This window comes from Stagnihabitans tardus, from assembly GCF_009925085.1.
Classification (GTDB): Bacteria; Pseudomonadota; Alphaproteobacteria; order Rhodobacterales; family Rhodobacteraceae; genus Stagnihabitans; species Stagnihabitans tardus.
Map to the genome: position 1 here is coordinate 1 of NZ_JAABNR010000070.1, position 1681 is coordinate 1681.

Sequence of the window (1681 nt, forward strand, 5' to 3'; positions counted from 1 at the left end):
GTCCGCTTTCCGCCGAGGCTGTGTAAAAGCCCCGATTTATGCTATGCTTACGCATGGTTGGGAGGCTTTGCATGGCAGGTTTCATCGAGGGTGTCAGCCGAGATCAAACGACGCTTTTCCCGGAGCGGTTGGACGACTGGATCGGGGAAGATCACCTTGTGCGCGTGGTTGATCTGTTTGTTGACCAGGTTGATCTGGCCGCGCTCGGTTTCCTACGCCATGCCGCGGCCCGCACTGGGCGGCCAGGGTATCATTCGGCTGTGCTGCTCAAGCTTTTCATCTACGGCTATCTGAACCGGATCCCGTCCAGCCGCCGCTTGGAAGGCGAAGCCGGTCGCAATGTCGAGGTGATGTGGCTGACCGGTCGACTAATTCCTGATCACAAGACCATTGCGGATTTCCGGCGCCAGAATGGCGCGGCGATCCGTAAAGCATGTGCGAAGTTCGTCGAACTCTGCCGTCGCATCGGTGTTCTGAAGGGCGAGGTCGTCGCTGTTGACGGGAGCAAGTTCAAGGCGGTGAACAATCGGGACCGGAACTTCACCCAGGGTAAGATCGCCAGTCGCCTCGCCCATCTGGAAGCCGAGGTCGGCCGCTACATCGAGGAGGCAGACCGGATCGACCGTCAGGAAACTGGCGCAGCACGGGCTGAGCGGTCGGCGCATCTTACCAGCCGATATCACCGCATCCGACAGGAGATTGAACGTCTGCTGGCCATGGACAAGGCGCTGGCCGATGCCCCTGACGGGCAGATCTCGCTCACAGATCCCGATGCCCGGGCGATGGCGACACGTGCGCAGCACAGCGGACATGTCGGCTACAATGTCCAGAGCGTTGTTGACACCGAGACGCATCTGATCGTGACGCATGAGGTCACCAATCAGGGGCATGACCGGGATCTGCTGACCAAGATGGCCACACAGGCAAAAGCCGTTCTACAGCGCGAGGATATGCATATCCTTGCCGACAAGGGCTACTTCAGTGCCCTCGAAATCCTTGCCTGCCACAAGGCAGGCATCACCGCGACTGTGCCGCGCTCGGATACGTCCGGTGCTCGGTCAAAGGGGCATTTTGTGAAGGCAGACTTCGTCTATGAACACGATGCCGACATCTATCGCTGCCCGGCGGGGCAGGCGCTGACACACTGCACCACCTCCGAGCAACAGGGTCTTCAAATGCGGCGGTATTGGACAAACGCGTGCAAGGATTGCACCCTCAAGAGCCGCTGCACCACAGGGCACGAAAGACGGGTCTCCAGATGGGAACACGAACACCTGGTCGAAGCCTCGAATGCCCGCCGCCGCAGTTCGACCGCCCCAATGAGCGTCCGCCGCTCTACAGTCGAACACCCGTTTTGCACGATCAAGTCCTGGACGGGACCCTGCCATTTCCTGACCCGACGGCTTCGGGGGGTGCAAACCGAAATGGCGCTGAACGTGCTGGCCTGCAACATCAAGCGAATGATCGCACTGTTTGGGATCAAGACGTTAATTGCGGCAATCCCGCGGTGATCCAGAACAAAACTCCAGCAATCGATAGTTCGGCGTGAGCCAAGGCTTCTCGCTGGCCACCGGAGGCGCCCAAAACGAAACGTGTGACCAATCTGAGCCAAAATCTAGAAACTGGCTGAACTTGCGGCCCAGTCGGTTGGGGCCGCCGAGTTTCCACACAGCCTCCGCCC

General features: G+C 59.7%; 1 protein-coding gene. It reads left to right on the plus strand.

What is annotated here, in order from left to right; all coding sequences use genetic code 11:
- Positions 1-71 precede the first annotated feature (71 nt).
- Entirely contained in the window at positions 72-1511 is a 1440-nt protein-coding gene (locus tag GV832_RS21600; RefSeq protein WP_168776919.1) for an IS1182 family transposase, read from the plus strand.
- Positions 1512-1681 lie beyond the last annotated feature (170 nt).

What these genes read in the sequence shown, in the direction of transcription:
- GV832_RS21600 (WP_168776919.1), top strand. Translation starts at nt 72, where the DNA reads ATGGCAGGTTTCATCGAGGGTGTCAGCCGAGATCAAACGACGCTTTTC.